The following is a 16,899-nucleotide window of genomic DNA, read 5'->3' on the forward strand; positions in this document are numbered from 1 at the left end:
ATAGATGGCTTGCGGAGGTCGACGAAAATTCCTCAACGATATCAGCCGTGTAGCTTTCTGACGGGTCCTGGGCCGGTAGTAATTGGGCGGAAAAATATTTTCTGTAATAAATTCAGATGGTTGATGTGCCCCCCGAACAATCGAGTGGGAGTAGGGGATAGTGTAGGCGGGCCGCCTCCGAGGTCAGAGGTGCCGTATCTCTGCCGGCGCCCGGTCCCATCGGTCGTGGAGGCCATCGACATGGTGTATGGGCGCGGCCATCACAGCGTCCATGTCCAGCTCCTCCACACAGTTCACATTGACGTTGTAGTACTGCCGGTTCTCCGCTGGGAGGTCGACGAACTCATACGGATGGACGCCACAGCGCTTGCAGAAATAGTGATGCGCGACGTGGTCATTGAAGCTGTAGTCCTGCAGGTATTCCGCGCCGGCCAGCAGCCGCACGGCGTGCGATCCGGCCTCGAAGGACCACAGTCGATTCCTGGCGCAGATCGTGCAATTGCATTTCCAAGTGCCCGCCGCCAGGTCGATATCGGCCTCGAATCGGATGGCACCACAATGGCAGCCGCCAGTATATGTCTTGAGCATGGCTACTCCTTTCGAGTCTTTGTCGAACGCGGTCCGCGTAGATAGACACTCGCGAGAGCATCTGAATAGAGGGGCACCCTGCACCGTCATGGCCAGGCACGCCCCGTCTGGTCACCGGCTGCGGCCTCGATACGGTGGAACAGGACCGCTCCCGCTGTCTCAAATTGCAGCGGATCTTACGCGGGATGACGCCGCCTCGTTCGGCTGCAGTGATTGCGTCCCTTGTCGGTCCCCCAAAGGGCGAAGACGATCGCCTCGTCTCACGTCGCATTTGCTTTTCCGCGCGGCGGCGGCCGCGCGCATTCCAGACCGACGCTCTTGGAGCAGGCGGTCTGTTGGCATGGCGCCGCGAAGCCCAAAGGGCTTACTGCTTCTCTATCATCTCAATGATCTGGATCAAATTTCCGCAGGTGTCGTCGAAAACAGCCATGCGAACTGTGCCCGCATCCATCGGTTCTACCGTGAACCTGACGCCAAGATCACGCAATCGCTGATACTCGGCGTCAAGGTCATCGACTTGAAACGAGGTGGCAGGTATGCCGTCCGCAACCAGAGCGCTTTTATAGGGCTTCGCCGCGGGATGGCCACTGGGCTCCAACAGCAGCTCGGTTCCCGCCGGATTCTCCTTTGACACGACGGTTAGCCAGCGATCGTCGCCTATCGGCACGTCGTGCTTCGGAACGAAGCCCAGTATCTTGGTGTAGAAGTCCAAGGCCTTCTGCTGGTCATCGACCAGCACGCTGGTGACATAGATTCTCATGGATATTTCCTTCCACCGCTCCCGCTTGCACGTCTTCCTACAATGTGTAACTTACATTCTGTAGAAATCAAGGAGGTGAGTTGCGTTGGTGAAGCTGCAGAAGCAACTGCGTCGAGAACAGCTTCTCGACGTCGCGCTGAGCATTGTTCGTGAACGGGGCGCCGATGAGTTGACGTTGGGCAATCTGGCGCTCAGGGCCGGCGTCAGCAGGCCCGTGGCCTACGAGCACTTCACGACGCGAGCAGGGCTTCTCATTGCTCTATACCAGCGGTTGGAGGACAGCTATGTCCGGACGCTGAAAGACGCGCTGGCTGCCGCGCCGCGGGACCTTGAGGCGATCGCAGCAGTCATGAGCGCGTCCTATTTCAACTGCCTTGCCGACCTTGGTCCGGAAGCTCTGGCGATTTCGGCGGCGCTCCAGGGAAGTGGGGAAATGGCCAAGCAACAGCAGAGAATGATGGACGAGTATGTCGCAATCATGGGCGCCGCGTTGCGCCCCTTTATCGCGCCGCCCGGCGAAAGCTTGCGCATCCTCTGTGTCGGGCTGCTGGGCGCCGCTGAGGCAATTGCCCGCGATGTGCAGGCCTCTCGCACCTCGCAGGCGGCAGCCGTTCAGGCATTGACATCGCTCATCGCCAAGGGCGTTGGCGATCGAAGGCAGCGGTGATCTGAGCCGCTCATCGCCTGCCTATCTCTGGCCCCTTCCTCGTGAACTCCCATATCCAAACGAAGCGAGGGTGCCCGGATCGGCGACTTCTTCCCTAGGATGGGACCCAAACAATAGTCTGATTCTGCTCGTAGTTTTGTTTGTGGATTGAGTTGAGGAGGATTGAGGCTATGACGACGCCCTTGTTCTGTCTTTCCGATGAGGCGGGGACAGCTCTCGAACCGCATCTGCCGAAGAACCAGCCGGGTGCGCCTCGGGTCGATGATCGGCGCGTGATTTCTGGCATCTTGCATGTGCTCAAGGTCGGCTTCCCAACCGTAGGCCATTTGCATCCCAGGAAATCGACGGGACGCGATCTTATCGCACCTCGGACTTAAGGCGGTCGGCTCTCCGGAGTGCAGGGAATATTCTCATCCAAACCGCCATGACGACCAGAGTACCGAATCCGCCGAAGGCCACGGCCGGCACAGTCCCGATCAGGGCTGCGACAACACCGGACTCAAACGCACCGAGTTCGCTGGAAGCGCCTATGAACAGCAGATTCACCGCTGAAACTCGACCGAGCATTGCGTCGGGAGTGTCAAGCTGAACCAGCGACGTGCGGATGTTGACGCTCACCATATCGCTAGCGCCCAGAACAAAAAGCGCTGAGAGCGATAGAACGAGCGAGCGCGAGAAGGCGAATATCAGGGTGGCGATGCCGAAGACGGCGACGGCGGCAAACAGCTTCTCGCCAACGCGCCGCTCCGGTGGATGGCGCACCTGTAGGAGTGCGACAAGGCATGCGCCGACGGCAGGCGCGCTTCTCATGAGCCCTAGACCGATCGGCCCCACGTGCAAGATATCACGTGCATATACCGGCAGAAGGGCGGTCGCGCCGCCGAGCAGAGCCGCGAACAGGTCCAGGGAAATCGCGCCAAGCACGACCGGACGGGACCAAATGAATACAATGCCCTCGACAACGCGATCAACGCGCTTCTTCAGATCAGCGCCTTCGGCCGGCGGTGGCCGCCGCCCGCCAAGCTGCACCACACCCAGCATCGCCGCGAGAACCCCGCTGCCGCAGATCCCGTAGGCGACAGCTGGGCCATAAGCGAAAGCCAAGCCGCCCAGTGCAGGCCCGGCAATGACCGCAACCTGCCATGCCGAGGATCCGCAAGTGATGGCGCAGGGCAGCCGCTCGTCCGGCACGAGCAAGGGCAGCAAGGCTTGACCGGCCGGGTCGGCGAAAGCGCGCGCAACCCCGAGCACCGGCACAATCGCGAAGAATGGCCACAGCGGCGGCGACGGACTCGTCGCCCACAGAAGGAAAGCGATGGAGCAGAGGCCTTGGAGCGCGAGACCGGCTATCAAGACCTGCCGCGGTGAAATCCGGTCGCACAATTCGCCAGCAGGAAGCGTGAGCAGGAACATGGGAACGAACTGTGCGAGGCCGGCGATGCCAAGGGCCAGCGGCGTGTGCAAAACGTCATAAACTGTCCAGCCGACAGCGACAGATAGTGCCAGCGCAGCGGCTTCCGAAAGAAACCGGGCTGCCAAGTAAAGTGGTAGATCGCGCTCGCGATACTCTTTGCTTTGTCCGTTCGCTGCCATCGGCACTCCACCAGGAAGATTCGCATCCTGACGCCGGCATGGACCGACATCACGAATGCGAGTAAATTGCTCATGTAGCATCTACCATGGAGGGCGCTTTTGGCTACTCGCATTGCCCAACCACCAACCACGATGCGAAAAGAGCCGCGGCAGGCGCGGTCGCGCGCGACAACGGACGCGATCTTAGACGCTGCCGCTCACATTCTGGGAGAACGTGGGTGGACCGGTCTCACGACCAATGCTGTTGCCGAGGTAGCAGGCGTCAGCATCGGGTCCCTCTATCAGTATTTTCCAAACAAGCTCGCCCTGATCGAGGCTGTGCGGCGGAGGCACTTCGATGATGTGCTGGCCGTATTGCGCGCTGCAGCGGACGAAAAGACATCCCGCCAACGTCGTATTGCGGCGCTTGTTGATGGCATGATCACGATCCACAGCCGGTATCCGGCGGCTCACCGAGTTCTCCTCGAAGAGAGCCCACGCGGCGCGGACTCGCGCAAAACCTGCGATGTTTTCGAAACGGCATGCCGGAAGGGGTATGAGGCGCTTTTCAAGGTAAATTCGCGTCGTGAGACGGATGTTCGCGTCGGTGCGCAGGTGCTCGCGGGCGCTGTCGCCGGAGCTGTTCACGAGGCTGCGCGGCAAGACACGCTGGCGTCGCCCATGCTTAGAGCAGAACTCGTCAATCTCGTTGTGTTGTTCCTTTCGAAACGCGGGCCGTGCTCCGTGTAGCGCGGATTGGCGGCCAGAAAGTCCAGGCGCGCCGGCTTCATACCGCCATATCGACGGCAATCCACGCGGCGGCCTCAAACTCCGGGATGACCCGGTATCTGCCGCAGGTCGGGTGTCTTCCCGCTCTTCGAAGGGCGCCCATACGCCGTCAGGCCCACCCCAACCTTCGCGACCTTTGTGACCTTCAAAGAATCGGTCGCGCGCTGCTCGAAGACGTTAGAGCGGTTCAGCTTTTCACGGAAGCGTGGAACCGCTCTAACCTTTTCGTTTTCACTAGCACGCGCGACCAGTTCTCGGCGTCGATCACACGGTCGTCGATCGATTACTGCTCCTTCTTGAACAAATCCTGGAAGATGAGCTGGCCCCAAGTGCGGCCGCGTGCGTGCACCAGCGCGCCACCCTCGTTGAGTTTTCCCAGCGTGACGGGTGCGAACCCGAGTTGTTTGGCCAAGGCTGCCACGGGAGCGATCGCGTCCTCGTCGTCGCTCGACAGAAAGACGACCCGGTGGCCGCCCTCGACGACCGGATCGGCAGCCAGGGTGGCGGCAATCAGATGATTGAACCCTTTGACGAGCTTGGCGCGGGTGAACGCCTTGGCGACGAAGGCAGAGGACGGGAGGCCGTCCAGCTCTTCAGGGGCGGGAAATGCGTTCGTCGTGTCGATGACTGTCTTGCCTTCCCAGCTCTGCAGGGCCTTCGCAACCTCGCGGTGTTCCCCGAACGGGACTGCCAGGATGATCGTGTCGGCCTCGAGTGCATCCCGCAGCGACTTGGCGACGACCGTGGGGCCAATCGCCCGAGCCTGCGGCGCCAATGCCTCGGGCGGCCGGCGGCTCGCGACGGTCACCTCGATGTTTTTACGGGCAAAGGCGTGGGCGAGGGCCTGGCCTATCTTGCCGAATCCTACAATCGCATAGCTCATAATACTTCTCCGATTTGTGTTGATATTCATTCCCCGGCCTTCAACGGCGCTGGGTTATCCGTTTCGCTGCATGGCGACTTCGCGAGATCTTCGAACCGCCACCGCAAGCGATGCGCGTCAGCGGTTCGAATTCTTGAATTGACTCGTAGACCTCCTGCCGTGAATGACTTCAGCGCGGCCGGACGGTCAGCCACCTCCGGTGATCCAACGCGATTTCAGATGGCCGAGAAGCCGCCGTCGACAGACAACTCCACCCCATTCACGAAGCTCGAATCGTCTGAGGCAAGAAACAGCGCGGCCGCCGCAATTTCCTCAGGACGACCCATCTTTCCCCGCGGGATCAGGGATTCGAACATCCGCTTCGCCTCCTCGGTGAGGACTTGGTCCTGCATCGGTGTGGCGATCGGCCCCGGGTGCAGCACGTTCACCCGGATATTCCTGCCCTTCAGCTCGTTGAGCCACCCGCGTGCGAATGCGTGCAACGCCGCCTTGCTCGCCGCATACACGCTGTAACCAGGAAAACCTTTCACAGCAACTGATCCGGTCATGAAGATCGATCCGCCATCGTTGAACAGCGGCAACGCCTTTTGCACCGTGAACAGCGTGCCGCGCGTATTCAGGCCGAAGGTCGCATCGAAATGCTGCTCGGTAATCTCGCCCAGTGGGACGGCTTCGCCCGTGCCGGCGCTCGCGTAGAGGACGTCGATCTTGCCCTTTTCCCGCTTGACTGTATCGAATAGGCGGTCAAGGTCGTCGAGATTGGCCGCGTCGCCGCGCACGCCGGTCACGTTCCGGCCAATCAGCTTGACGGCCTCGTCGAGCGCCTCCTGTCTCCGGCCCGTGATGAAAACATAGGCGCCTTCTTCAACGAACCGCTTGGCGCTCGCCAGCGCCATGCCGCTCGATCCGCCCGTGATGACTGCAACCTTACTTTCAAGCTTTCCCATAACTTCTCCTGTCAGACTCTGTCTTTCATCGTTCGGGGACGCCCCGAGAACCTCAACATAGGTTCGCCGGCGACAGGCATTGAGTGCGGAAGCGTGCACATCGGTGGTGCAAAATCGATCCGGTTGGGCGACTGACGCCAGCCGCGACGATCGGTGTCCGCCGTTCGGAATTGCGCCGCGCTCGTCAACATAAGCTATAATGACAGCCCGTACTGCTGTACGGATGGGTTGGATACGGGCTTTGGAAGGCGCACCGTGCGGTGCCGGATTGCACCATGATCGACTGGCACCATGATTGACTGGGATGACATTCGCTACTTTCTTGCCGTGGCGCGCGGGGGCTCTGTGCGGGCTGCCGCCGAGGGCCTCGGGGTGTATCACTCGACCGTGCTGCGACGCATCGCGCAGCTCGAGGAACGCCTGGGGGCGCAGATGTTCGAAAAGCTGCCTTCGGGCTACCGCCTGACGGCTGCGGGCGAGGAGGTCCTCGAGCTCGCGAACCAGATGGAAGCGTCGTCGCACCAGCTGGAGACGCGCGTCTTCGGTCGCGACCAGAGCGCGCGCGGGCTTTTGCGGGTGACGCTTCCACCATTCCTCGCCACACACCTGCTGATGCCGGATCTCGCCGACTTCGCGCGTCTCCATCCGGACATCGAGATGGAAATCTTGTCGACCGGCGAGGTGGCGAATCTGACCAACCGAGAGGCCGACGTCGCGATCCGCATTGTCGCCGACCGCAAGACCCTGCCGCTCAATCTTCACGGCCTGAAGGGACCGGAGCTGTTCAGCGGCGTCTACATGTCTCGCGATCGACTGGCCGCGTGGCGTGCGGGCGCGCCTGATCCCATTCGGTGGATCGTCATAGACAATCATGGACTCCCGGTCTGGGCGCGCGAGGGAGAGGTTCACACCACGGGAGTTCCGTTCAGGACCCCGGACGCCGAGACGCAGATCGTTGCAGTACAGCAAGGGATCGGGATGACGAAACTGCCGTGCTTCGTCGGCGATGCCGACGCTCTATTGGTGAGGGTGCCGGGCACCGACCTGCCCATGCATGGGACGCTCTGGCTTCTCACGCAGGGGGAGGCACGCAAGACGAAGCGCGTGCGGCTCTTCACGGAGTTCGTATCCCGCAGGCTCGCCGGGTACGCTCCGCTTCTCGCGGGCCTGTCCATATCGCGCGACTGACGCCCGGCAGGTCGCCGGCGACGCTTGCCGTCATCCGGTCGGAAGCCGCTCTGCGATTTTCATCTGGCGAGTCGCGAGATCAAGCCGGAACGTAGGTCAACCTGATCACATCCTCGCCAATCCGGTCATGCGCCATCAGGCGGAGCGGCGGCCGGGGTCCGGCGAAATATGGCTTGCCGTGACCGAGCACGACGGGGTGCAGGTAGATTCGATACTCATCGATCAGGCCCAGTTCGGTGAGGCTTTGCGCCAAATTGGGGCCGGCAACTTCTATCTCCCCGTCGCGTTCTGCCTTCAGCTCGCGGATCGCGGCCGCAAGATCTTCCCCAACAAGCCTGGCGTTGGGACCGACCGACTTCAACGAGCGCGAGACGACCCATTTCGGCTGGTTCCGCCACGCCGCCGCGAAGGCCTGTCGCTCTGCGTCCCATTCAGGATGTTCGTCGTCCCAGTAACGCATGACCTCATACATCTGGCGACCGTACACACTGCCCGCCTGCCGCTGAGCCTCGTCGATGAAGTGGCGGAAGAGCGTGGGGCTTGGCCCAAACGCCATATGATCGACGTAGCCGTCCAGGGACTGGTTCATTCCGAACACGAGCTTAGCCATGCTCACTTCCTTTCCTTAAACGGCATATCCGCGCGCAGGCCTGATTGCATTATGCAATCGGTTGTACGTTAGTTCAACTGGTTTTATATCGCAATTGGTTTTTATGCTCGCCACCCCCGTGTCCATGCCATATCGGCAGGCGGCGCTCGTTGCCGTAGGGCAACCGCCGTCGATCTTCATGGCTGTCTCCAATTTCTAATCCGTCGTGTTGACCAGGCCGAGGCGGATCAGGCTCTCGGCCGTGGCGCCGATTGCCTCTTCGCGCGAGCGGGGCTCCCAACCAAGCAGGCGTTGGGCCTTCTCGCTGCTTGCGTTCATATTGACGCCGAGATGCGGCACGATCCCCTTCATCGCCGGATTGAACAATGCGACGACGCGGACGAACCCGTTGGGCAAAACGCGCGTCGACACCCTGCTCGCGCCTTTCCCCAGACTTTGCTTCAGCAGCCTGGCGATCTCGACCATCCACAGGCTTTCGCCCGACGCGGCGAGGAAGCGCTCGCCCCTTGCGACGGGATCGGTCATCGCGCGTAGATGCAAGTCGGCGACGTCGCGCACGTCGACAACACAGGTGTTAATCTTGGGACAGGCCGGCTGACCGTCCAGCAAGTTCTTGATGAGACGGATCGAGTGGGAATAATCGGGGCCGAGCGCGGGCCCGAGCACGGTCGTGGGGTTGACGCTCGCAAGCTCGAGCCCGCCGCCCTCGCGGGCAATGAAATCCCACGACGCGCGCTCGGCCAGCGTCTTCGATCTCTGATAGGGCGCCACATGCCCGTTCAGGTCACTCCAATCGGTCTCGACGAAGGGACGACTTCGCGGTTTGTGGCCGACGCCGATCGCACCGAAGGCCGAGGTGAGCACCACCCGCTTCACGCCCGCATCGCGTGCCGCGCGGAGCACGCGCAGATTGCCGTCGACCGCAGGCCCGACCCAATCTTCCTCGCGCAGCTGATCGCCGGACGGCGTCGGCGAGGCGCCGTGGATCACATAGGTACAGCTTGCGGCAGCCTCCGCCCAGCCGTCGTCGGCGGTAAGGTCAGCGGCGATAAACGAAAGGCGGTCGCCCGGCTCTGCACCGCCGGTCCTAAGGTTGCTGAGAGCCTCCGCCTCTCGCGACAGTGACCTGAGCGTGGTCCGCACGCGATAGCCCGCCCGCAACAGCGCCAGGATGCAATGCTGCGCGATGAACCCGCTTCCGCCGGTCACGAGCACCAGTTCGCCACTCATAACGATCTCCAGACTTGCTTGTTGCGCATCAGCGGTCGATCCCCGCCATGACCCAGTCGGGATAGCGATTGCCGGAGACCGTGCCGGTCGCCAGTGCGTTGTCGAGCGTCTGCATCTCAGCAGGCGTCAGCCGGACAGCGTCTGCCGCAACATTTTGCTCGAGGTAGGCGCTACGCTTGGTGCCGGGGATCGGCACGATAAAATCGCCCTTGTGCAGCAGCCAGGCGAGCGCGATCTGCGCAGGCTTTACACCGTTGGCTTCAGCGATGTCGAACACTGCCCGCGCGGCCCGCAGGTTGGCGCTGTAATTCTCGCCCTGATACCGTTCGTCGATGCGGCGGGTATCGCCTTCAGGATAGTCTTCCGCGCGTTTCACCCCGCCGGCCAGGAAGCCGCGTCCGAGCGGACAAAACGGCACAAGACCGATGCCCAGGTCGCGCAAGACCGGGATCACGTCGGCTTCGAGATTGCGTTCCCACAGCGAATATTCGCTCTGCAGCGCCGAGACCGGATGGGTGGCATGCGCGCGGCGCAGCGTGGCGGCACCTACCTCGGACAGGCCGAAGAAGCGGACCTTGCCTTCCTTCACCAGCTCGCCGACCGTACCCGCCACATCTTCGATCGGTACCTTGCGATCGATGCGGTGCTGATAGAGCAAGTCGATATGGTCGGTTTGCAGCCGGCGCAGCGAGCCCTCGACCGTCTGGCGGATCGCGGCGGGGCTGCTGTCGGTCTCGGTGCCGAGTTGGCGACCATTCTCGAATCGGAAGCCGAACTTGGTGGCGAGGACCACTTTCTCCCGACGGTCGCGGAAGGCGCGGCCGAGAAGCTCTTCGTTGGTGTACGGGCCGTAGCCTTCCGCCGTATCGAAGAAGTCGCAGCCGAGCTCGATGGCGCGATGCAGGGTGGCGATCGATTCGGCCTCGTTGGCCGGTCCGTAGGACTGGCTCATGCCCATACAGCCCAGGCCAATCGCGCCGACCTTGAGGCCCTGATGTCCAAGTTGCCGTTTGCTCAATATCATTGTCATTGGCCTCGTCGTTCTGGCGTTTGTGTTTGTGTGGCAATGAACATAGATGCGGCAAAGCGGACGTTGAATGCTTGAGAATACGCAATACTTGCGCGAGAATACGAAATGACCACTGATCCCTTCTCCGACATTCTCAAGCTTGCGCGGGCGGAAACGCTGGTCACGGGTGGATTCACCGCTGGTGGCCCTTGGGCGATCCGTTTCCCCGTGCCGAAGACGATCAAGTTCTTCGCCGTCGTAAAGGGAGGCTGCTGGGTGACGCTCGACGGCGAAGCGCCTATCCGGTTTGCAACTGGTGATGTCGGGCTGCTCTCGGCGCCACGAGCATTCGTGCTCGCCAGTGATCCGGATGTCTCTCCTGTCGACGCGATGACGTTGTTTTCCGGAGTCGGGCGAACGACGGCTCAACTCGGCGACGGTGACGACTTCGCGCATGTCGGCGGACATGTCCTGCTTGATCCCGTGAGCGGCCGCCTGTTGGCGGACGTGCTGCCGCCCTGGATCCACGTGCGGGCGAGTCTGCCCGCAGCCACGACGTTCCGCTGGCTGCTCGACCGGCTCGTCGAGGAGCGAAGATCCGATTTACCAGGCGCTGAACTCGCATCCGCTCAACTGGCGCAGCTGCTTTTCATCCAGATCCTGCGGGCCCATCTGGCCGGAGCACACTGCGAAGGCAGCGGCTGGCTAAGGGCGCTAAGCGATCCGCGTATCGCGCCGGCCCTGCGTTTGATGCACGAGGATCCAGCGCGGGCATGGCACCTTGAAGATCTCGCCGCTGCCTGCTCCATGTCGCGGACGACGTTCGCCGACCGGTTCCGCACCGTCGCCGGCGTCGCGCCCCTGGCCTACCTGACACAGTGGCGCATGCGGCTGGCTGAGCAAGCACTGCGGGACGAGGCAGGAAAATCGGTGGCATTGATCGCGCGCTCCGTCGGCTACACGTCGGAGAGCGCATTTAGTAACGCGTTCAAGCGGGTAGCCGGTAAGTCGCCGAAATCTTATCGAGACGATAATATGCACAAGCGCAGTTTGACACAGGTCAAGGATATCTGATGCACTCCGGACCTTTGCTGTTGCGTATCTCTCAGGTGTTCGAAGGCGGACGGTACTTTCTGGCGCGTTCGCGGTTCGGACCTCAGGCTTGGAATGGTACGCTGAGAGCCGATAGTAGTCGGCAGACGGCTTGCGGGGATTATAGAATTGCCTAGCGCTCAGGCCCCCGGCCGGCCTGGCGTGGACAGCGGCCTGTCCGCTTCCGGCGATCAGAATGGACAGGCCGTCATCACACGGCGGTATCTCAGCGGCAGGAACAGTTCCGCCACCGCCTCATGCTCCGGCACCTCCGGGAAGAAGCTCAGCCGCTGGCAATAGATCGGGAAGTCGCGAGCTTCCTCGCCGCTGGACGGAAGCCAGTCGCGATAAAGGTAGAGCGCGGCGAGCTCCAGATTGTCGGTGTTGCAGACGACACGAAGCACCGCGCAGCGTCCGCCAGGGATCTCGCCGGGTGCATTGATAGATGGCCTCCTGCCCGGTAATCGAAGTGCCACGGCGTCCCTAGCACGCGGGAGAGGCCCGCTGATCCCACTCGCGCCAACAGGGGAGTATTCAACCGTTCGCAAAGTCCGCGGCTGTGAGGGGAACAGGTCTGTATCCGTCGACGTCAGCAATGTCGTATTCCGCAGCCAGCTCTGCCGCGACCAAGACGTGCCCGGATTTTGACATCAGTGCAGGGTCTCGCCAAAGTCCGGCAATGACGTGGCCGATGAATTCGGGGGATTCGGAATTGGACAAGTCGAAATATTCAGCGTTCTGCAAGACGGCTTCGGTGCGGACGAGACCCGGATAGAGCGAGACGGCCGCAACATTATGTGGACGCAGATCATGTGCGAAGTCTGCAGCCATCTTATTGGCTGCAGCTTTGGCGACACCATAGATCGCGTTCCCCTCGTAGAGTTGAGCCGCCCAGAACGAAATGTTGACGATGAGACCGCGCTGCGTCGAGATCATCATTGGCGCTACTGCGCGCGACATCATGAAAGCCGCCCTCAGCGCCGTGCCGATCATTGCATCCCATCGCCACGCAGGCTGATCCCAGAAAGCTCGAGGCCAGGTAAATTCGCCATCCTCTACCATGTTTTCATAGCCGGGCCATGCATTGTTCACCAGAATGTCCAGCCTGTTGCCGGCTCGAATCTCTTCGGCCACCCGCTCGGTCTCAGTGTCGTTGCTGTGGTCACAATGATGAATGACCACTCGTCCAGGCAATTTCGCAGCTTCAAGCTGAAGCCCCTCCAGCGAACCCACGCGCTTACCTCCTAGGCCTGCCTCTGCCTCGGAACGCGTTCTGCCCGTAACATGTACTGTGGCTCCTTCAGCAAGCAGAGCAAGCGCAATCCCGCGGCCGACACCGCGGCTTCCGCCGGTTACCAAAGCGACGACGTCTTTCATGTTGGTAGCCTCCTGGATGATGGTTATGCATCGGCACGGCAGAAGGGAGTGTATTTGGCTGCGACTTGCCTGGCCGGCAAAATACGGCGCCACCGAGTCATTGTGAAGACCGACGGAACCCCTTCGTTTCCGACCTCATTGAAGCGTTGCGATGTTTTGCATCTCGAATCTGACACGGGATGCGCCGCTCGTCTCTCAGACAATCATCAGAACGCGGACGAAAGCGGCCGAGGTTCCGTCACCTCGGCCGGCCATTGTCATGGAGAGATTAACGACCGCGATCCTGAGCCGGCTTCAGCGGCCGTAGGTGACCTCGACGGAGGCTTTGTCGAGCGTGTTTGCCCTGACATAGAAGCCGACCATGGCGGCCGGCGCCGTATCGGGAAGCGGGAGCTTGTCGACCGAGAGCGCATAAACGGTGAACTGGTAGTGATGCGGCTGATCGCCGGCCGGCGGGCATGCGCCGCCATAGCCGGATGTACCAAAGTCCGTGCGACCTTCGACAGTGCCTGCGGGAAGCTTTTTGTCCCCGCTGGCGCCGGTGGCGATCTCCGCGGTATCTGCGGGAATGTTGAACACCGACCAATGCCACCAGCCCGAGCCGGTCGGCGCATCCGGATCGTAGGCCATGATGGCGAAGCTCTTGGTTCCCTCGGGAGCACCCGACCAGGTCAATTCCGGCGAGATGTTCTTGCCCGAGCAGCCGAAGCTGTTGAAGACCTGCGCATCGGCCATCGCCTTGCCGGCGGCCAGATCCTTCGAGGTGAGCTTCATTTCGGCCTGTGCGGCCGTAGCGCCGAAGACGGACGCGGCGAGAAGTGCTGCTGTGATGAAACGCATCTGTTTTCCTGCGGTTGATGATGCAGCAGAACTATCGTCAGCGCTGGAGCATATCTGCCCCGGTCTGCTCAACTTCTGCCCCGATTCGCTCAAAACGCTCGAAGCCGCCCCGCACATGGCGTGGATTGACGCCAAACCGCTCCTTGAATCGCGCCGCGAATTGAGATGGTGAATCGTAACCGACCTCAAGGGCAACCTGCGCCATCGGCAGGGTTGTGGTTTGAATGAGGCCCAGGGCGCGATTCATCCTTGTATCGCTCAAGATCTCACTGAAGCCGGTATTCTCAGCGGCGAGCTTCCGCCTCAACGTCGCTTCGCTCATGTTGAACGCGCGCGCCGCCTGCCCCAGCGTCCAATCAAAGGCCGTATCACCTTCAATCATCTGCCGCAGCGATCCTCGAGCCGAGGACTTTGGCATTGGCCCAACACTGCTCCGCAGAGCGCAAACCAGGTGATCAGTTCCATCAAACGAGCCTTGGCAATGGCGCCGGGAAGCTTCGTCAGATTGCCGGGCTTACAGCAATAGTCAAACAACGCCGCGGCTTCCTCCGGCAGCTTCGAGGCGCCTACCGGGACGGGCCTCGCCGGAACGGCAATCGATCCCATCCTGCTATAGGCTTCCTCGAAGAGCTGGCGTGGAACAGGCAGCGCCAGGGTCTGATACTTCTGCGGCGCCTTGGGAATATTCTCCATCGTCAAGGGACGATAGTCGGGCAGCAAGCCAAAGGCGCCCGCTTCGAGGCGCAAAGCCCTATCATCCGCCATGACGATCTTCGTGCCCGATTGCACCTGGATCAACAGGGGGCTGGTATTGACGAGACGATAAAAACAAGCGCGCCCGCCTTGGCGGATCAAGGCCCTGGTCGGAACGGGAAAGGCGTCGTCGAGCATATGTTCTCCGGCAATGGGATAGAGCGGCGACCGGCAGAGCTGGCATGAAGACGACCGCTGATCCGCGAGGCTCGGGAATACCAAAACCGTGTGGCAGCGGCAACATTGAGCCGGGGATCCCGAGACCATGTCTACCTTCTACGGGACCTGCCGACATAATCGACCAGCGCGCGCAGCTTCAGCGGCTGCCTCTGGCGCCCGGGGTAGTAGAGATAGAAGCCAGGGAAGGGCGGACAGAAATCCTCCAGCAGCGGCATGAGTTCCCCGCGGTCGATATAGGGCTGGAAGGTTTCCACCATGCCGAAGGTGATCCCGGCTCCGGCGCAGGCCATGCGGATCATCATGCCCATGTCGTTGGTCGTGACGGCGGGATCGACGGAGACGTCGAAGTCGCGATCGTTCTCGGTGAACTCCCAGCGATAGGGCGCCGTATCCGGGCGTGGCCGCCATCCGATGCAGGCGTGGTCCTGCAGTTCGCGCGGATGGTGGGGATGGCCGCGGCGCTCGAGATAGGCGGGGGATGCGGCCGCGCATTGTCGCTGCTCTTCGGAGACTGAAATCGCAATCATGTCCTGTTCGATCACTTCGCCCAGCCGGACACCCGCGTCGAACCCGGCCTCGACGATATCGAATTCGTCATCGGTGATGGTGATATCGAGTTTGACGTCGGGGCAGGCTTCCAAGAAGCCGGCCAGCAAGGTGCCGGAGAGGAAGTTCTCGGCGATCGAGGAAACCGTGATCCTGAGCCAGCCGCTTGGGCGCGCCTGCATTTCCCGCACCGTCTGCATCGCATCCTTGACCTGGCGGACCGATGGACGAACCGCCTCGAAGAACACTTCGCCGGCTTCGGTCAGGCTGACGCTGCGCGTCGTGCGCTGGACCAGGGCGACGCCGACCCGATCTTCCAGGCGTTGCAGGGCCTGGCTGACGGCGGAGCGGGTGACGCCAAGCCGCTCGCCGGCGAGCCGGAAGTTGCGCGCCTCCGCCACAGCAAGAAAAACTGAAATGCCTTCAAGATCGTCGACCATTGGTTAGCATTTCTAACCACGTCATCCTGGATTGGCAACTTAATCGCTCGGCTTCTCCGTCTTATCTTTCAGTCGAGGTCATGAAGGCTTCGAAAGGCAAGGCAATTCGAAGGATTCAAAAACCCCGTCCTGCAGTTTTTAACGGCGGTCACCTTGGCTGGCGCGGCGACCGGTTCGTCCGCCGCCGATACTGTGAACGACCGAGAAACTCAGCAGCAACAAACAAGCGAGAACACAATGCAGCAACATCCCTATGTCGGGATGTGGGTTACGGATGATGGCCGCGTCCGCCACGAACTTCTGCCCACTGGCCGCTACGACGAAGCCCGCGGCAACCGGGAAAGCGCCTACCGGGGACGCTACGAAGTCACCGGAAGCCACATCGAATATTGGGATGATACGGGCTTTACGGCCGACGGCGATTTCGTCGACGGTAACACCCTCCATCATGGCGGCATGGTGCTTCGGCGCAAATGACGCGCCGCCTGAAAGGCAATACCCCACGGGAGAAGGCCGCGTTTGCCGGCCGGAAAGGATGACGATCATGTCTTCCCCAACACCCATCTGGTTTATCACCGGCGCATCGTCCGGCCTCGGCCGGGCGCTCGCCGAAGCCGTCCTGGCGCGTGGCTGGCGCGCCGCCATGACGGCGCGCAGACCCGAGAGCCTGGCAGATCTCACGGCAGAGCATGGCGACCGCGCTCTCGCCCTTGCACTCGATGTGACGGACAGCAACTCCGTCGCCCGCGCCGTTCATGATGCCGAAACCCATTTCGGCGCGATCGATGTCCTCGTTAACAATGCCGGCTACGGCTACCTCTCGGCGATCGAAGAGGGCGACGATGCGGAGATACGCGCTCAGTTCGAGACCAATGTCTTCGGATTGATCGCCGTCACCAAGCGGGTCCTGCCGGGCATGCGCCGACGCCGGCAAGGGCATATCTTCAACGTCTCCTCGCTCGGCGGGCTCGTCGCTTTTGCCGCAACCGGCTACTACCACGCCACCAAGTTCGCGGTCGAAGCCTTGTCGGAATCGCTTTCGCATGAGGTCAAACCGCTCGGCATCGATGTGACGATCCTCGAACCCGGCGCCTTCCGCACGGATTGGGCCGGCCGGTCGATGGTCGAATCCAGCACGATCATCGAAGACTATGCCGAAACATCCGGCAAGCGGCGCCAGGCCACCCGCTCGATCTCCGGCAACCAGCCGGGCGATCCCACGCGCGCGGCCACCGCGATCATCTCGGCGTTCGAAGCGGACGCGCCGCCGCTGCGCCTGCTGCTCGGCGCACCCGCCCTGAAGATCGCCCGCGAACGGCTCGATGCGCTGCGCGCAAACTTCGATGCCTGGGCGGAGACGACGCTCAGCGCCGATTTTCCCACCTGACCACCAAAAACCCTCAGCCGCATCGCCAGGCGAGCGGCGTG

Annotated in this window: 17 protein-coding genes and 3 pseudogenes; 7 read left to right on the plus strand and 13 right to left on the minus strand. The window is 61.8% G+C overall.

Features of this window, described 5'->3' with window-relative positions:
• Window positions 1-183 precede the first annotated feature (183 nt).
• A complete protein-coding gene (locus tag OIU37_RS18170) occupies window positions 184-588 on the minus strand; it encodes a GFA family protein (RefSeq protein ID WP_171601897.1) in 405 nt (134 codons plus the stop codon).
• 364 nt (window positions 589-952) lie between these two features.
• Window positions 953-1,348, minus strand: a complete 396-nt coding sequence (locus OIU37_RS18175) for a VOC family protein (protein WP_182208979.1) — start codon at window positions 1,346-1,348, stop codon at window positions 953-955.
• A gap of 88 nt (window positions 1,349-1,436) precedes the next feature.
• Here OIU37_RS18175 and OIU37_RS18180 point away from each other — a divergent pair, with 88 nt between their 5' ends.
• Both OIU37_RS18180 and OIU37_RS18185 read left to right on the plus strand, forming a co-directional pair.
• Window positions 1,437-2,015, plus strand: a complete 579-nt coding sequence (locus OIU37_RS18180; RefSeq protein ID WP_240604389.1) for a TetR/AcrR family transcriptional regulator — start codon at window positions 1,437-1,439, stop codon at window positions 2,013-2,015.
• Window positions 2,016-2,185: 170 nt separating this feature from the next.
• Window positions 2,186-2,323 (plus strand): annotated as a pseudogene (locus OIU37_RS18185) (transposase); the annotation flags it as partial.
• A 49-nt stretch (window positions 2,324-2,372) separates the two neighbouring features.
• Here the strand turns inward: OIU37_RS18185 and OIU37_RS18190 are convergent.
• Window positions 2,373-3,608 carry an MFS transporter gene (locus tag OIU37_RS18190; protein ID WP_264258245.1) on the minus strand — a complete coding sequence of 412 codons (1,236 nt, stop codon included), beginning with the start codon at window positions 3,606-3,608 and terminating at the stop codon, window positions 2,373-2,375.
• Window positions 3,609-3,740: 132 nt separating this feature from the next.
• Here OIU37_RS18190 and OIU37_RS18195 point away from each other — a divergent pair, with 132 nt between their 5' ends.
• Window positions 3,741-4,337 carry a TetR/AcrR family transcriptional regulator gene (locus OIU37_RS18195; protein ID WP_240604390.1) on the plus strand — a complete coding sequence of 199 codons (597 nt, stop codon included), beginning with the start codon at window positions 3,741-3,743 and terminating at the stop codon, window positions 4,335-4,337.
• A 322-nt stretch (window positions 4,338-4,659) separates the two neighbouring features.
• Here the strand turns inward: OIU37_RS18195 and OIU37_RS18200 are convergent, their stop codons facing one another.
• Both OIU37_RS18200 and OIU37_RS18205 read right to left on the minus strand, forming a co-directional pair.
• The gene (locus OIU37_RS18200) at window positions 4,660-5,259 is read right to left on the minus strand and encodes an NADPH-dependent F420 reductase (protein WP_240604259.1); all 600 of its coding nucleotides are present in this window, start codon (window positions 5,257-5,259) and stop codon (window positions 4,660-4,662) included.
• A 215-nt stretch (window positions 5,260-5,474) separates the two neighbouring features.
• Window positions 5,475-6,206, minus strand: coding sequence for an SDR family NAD(P)-dependent oxidoreductase (locus tag OIU37_RS18205; protein ID WP_264258247.1), 732 nt, complete (start codon window positions 6,204-6,206; stop codon window positions 5,475-5,477).
• A gap of 291 nt (window positions 6,207-6,497) precedes the next feature.
• Between OIU37_RS18205 and OIU37_RS18210 the strand changes: the two genes are divergently transcribed.
• A complete protein-coding gene (locus OIU37_RS18210) occupies window positions 6,498-7,394 on the plus strand; it encodes a LysR family transcriptional regulator (protein WP_171601902.1) in 897 nt (298 codons plus the stop codon).
• A 79-nt stretch (window positions 7,395-7,473) separates the two neighbouring features.
• Here OIU37_RS18210 and OIU37_RS18215 read toward each other — a convergent pair whose 3' ends face one another.
• The 3 genes from OIU37_RS18215 to OIU37_RS18225 form a co-directional block, all read right to left on the minus strand.
• Window positions 7,474-8,004 (minus strand): dihydrofolate reductase family protein, encoded by a 531-nt coding sequence (locus OIU37_RS18215; RefSeq protein WP_171601903.1) that lies wholly within the window; start codon window positions 8,002-8,004, stop codon window positions 7,474-7,476.
• Between the two features lie 195 nt (window positions 8,005-8,199).
• Entirely contained in the window at window positions 8,200-9,234 is a 1,035-nt protein-coding gene (locus OIU37_RS18220; protein WP_264258248.1) for an aldehyde reductase, read from the minus strand.
• Between the two features lie 28 nt (window positions 9,235-9,262).
• Complete coding sequence (locus OIU37_RS18225; protein WP_264258500.1) at window positions 9,263-10,258, minus strand: aldo/keto reductase; 996 nt, start codon at window positions 10,256-10,258, stop codon at window positions 9,263-9,265.
• A 111-nt stretch (window positions 10,259-10,369) separates the two neighbouring features.
• Between OIU37_RS18225 and OIU37_RS18230 the strand changes: the two genes are divergently transcribed.
• Window positions 10,370-11,317, plus strand: coding sequence for an AraC family transcriptional regulator (locus tag OIU37_RS18230; RefSeq protein WP_264258249.1), 948 nt, complete (start codon window positions 10,370-10,372; stop codon window positions 11,315-11,317).
• A 209-nt stretch (window positions 11,318-11,526) separates the two neighbouring features.
• On the opposite strand, the pseudogene OIU37_RS18235 reads toward OIU37_RS18230, so the two are convergent.
• From OIU37_RS18235 to OIU37_RS18255, 5 genes and pseudogenes are all read right to left on the minus strand, one after another.
• Window positions 11,527-11,766 (minus strand): annotated as a pseudogene (locus tag OIU37_RS18235) (GyrI-like domain-containing protein); the annotation flags it as partial.
• Window positions 11,767-11,869: 103 nt separating this feature from the next.
• Entirely contained in the window at window positions 11,870-12,712 is an 843-nt protein-coding gene (locus tag OIU37_RS18240) for an SDR family NAD(P)-dependent oxidoreductase (protein WP_264258250.1), read from the minus strand.
• Window positions 12,713-13,006: 294 nt separating this feature from the next.
• Window positions 13,007-13,552: a YbhB/YbcL family Raf kinase inhibitor-like protein gene (locus OIU37_RS18245; RefSeq protein ID WP_264258251.1), complete on the minus strand. Its 546-nt coding sequence runs from the start codon at window positions 13,550-13,552 to the stop codon at window positions 13,007-13,009.
• A gap of 37 nt (window positions 13,553-13,589) precedes the next feature.
• A pseudogene (locus OIU37_RS18250) lies at window positions 13,590-14,443 on the minus strand (helix-turn-helix transcriptional regulator).
• Between the two features lie 131 nt (window positions 14,444-14,574).
• A complete protein-coding gene (locus OIU37_RS18255; RefSeq protein WP_264258252.1) occupies window positions 14,575-15,471 on the minus strand; it encodes a LysR family transcriptional regulator in 897 nt (298 codons plus the stop codon).
• A 153-nt stretch (window positions 15,472-15,624) separates the two neighbouring features.
• Between OIU37_RS18255 and OIU37_RS18260 the strand changes: the two genes are divergently transcribed.
• Together OIU37_RS18260 and OIU37_RS18265 are read left to right on the plus strand one after the other, a co-directional pair.
• Window positions 15,625-15,948 (plus strand): Atu4866 domain-containing protein, encoded by a 324-nt coding sequence (locus OIU37_RS18260; protein WP_264258253.1) that lies wholly within the window; start codon window positions 15,625-15,627, stop codon window positions 15,946-15,948.
• 58 nt (window positions 15,949-16,006) lie between these two features.
• Window positions 16,007-16,858 carry an oxidoreductase gene (locus OIU37_RS18265; RefSeq protein ID WP_264258254.1) on the plus strand — a complete coding sequence of 284 codons (852 nt, stop codon included), beginning with the start codon at window positions 16,007-16,009 and terminating at the stop codon, window positions 16,856-16,858.
• Window positions 16,859-16,899 lie beyond the last annotated feature (41 nt).

The sequence above is a fragment of the Rhizobium sp. BT-226 genome (genome assembly GCF_025847085.2).
GTDB lineage: Bacteria > Pseudomonadota > Alphaproteobacteria > Rhizobiales > Rhizobiaceae > Rhizobium > Rhizobium sophorae.